Below are 645 nucleotides of genomic sequence, written 5' to 3' on the forward strand. Positions count from 1 at the left end.
TCCAAAACGCAGAGTATTGTCATCAAATTTGGATATCACAGAAAATCCCAGAGAATTTAGAATAACGAACGGTGAAAAATGATTATACCAAAAGAATTCCATGGAGAAGTGGAGACTCTTAAGGATCTCATATCCCAATCGAAGGTGACGTTCCTTATCGGTGCCGGCTGCAGTAAATGTGCTGGTTTAGCATCCACCAAAGAGCTTAAAGATCATGTTTTGGTCTCAAAATCTAGTCGAAAAACAAAAGCAATACTCAATTATTTAAAGAGGAACCTGGGCGACGCTACAATAGAAGATTATCTGAGTGAGTTAGCCGATATAATATCTATTGTTGAAAGGCGCTGCAACTGTAACTCTGAACAAAGAGAAATAATTCTCAACCGTGTCCATTACTCGAAAGATGAATTAAAGCAGGCATTAGAGGAGATTAAGCGGGCCATCGTCCAATGTCTCAAGCCCAAAGATATCGATATACTAACCCATCGAAAATTCGTCCGTGCTCTCCATACCAAGCTTAAAGCGAGCGATGGGATAAGTTCCCCAACAATTGACTATTTTCTTCTAAACTACGATAACTTAGTTGAAGACGCCCTGGCACTGGAACGCATCCCATATACCGATGGATTTAGAGGTGGCACCACA

At 40.8% G+C, this 645-nt stretch carries 1 pseudogene; it reads left to right on the forward strand.

What is annotated here, in order from left to right:
* Nucleotides 1-78 precede the first annotated feature (78 nt).
* Nucleotides 79-645: pseudogene (locus EI28_RS14295) on the forward strand (hypothetical protein); the annotation flags it as partial.

Origin of the sequence: Methanoculleus sp. MH98A (assembly GCF_000691865.1) — an archaeon.
Lineage (GTDB): Archaea > Halobacteriota > Methanomicrobia > Methanomicrobiales > Methanoculleaceae > Methanoculleus.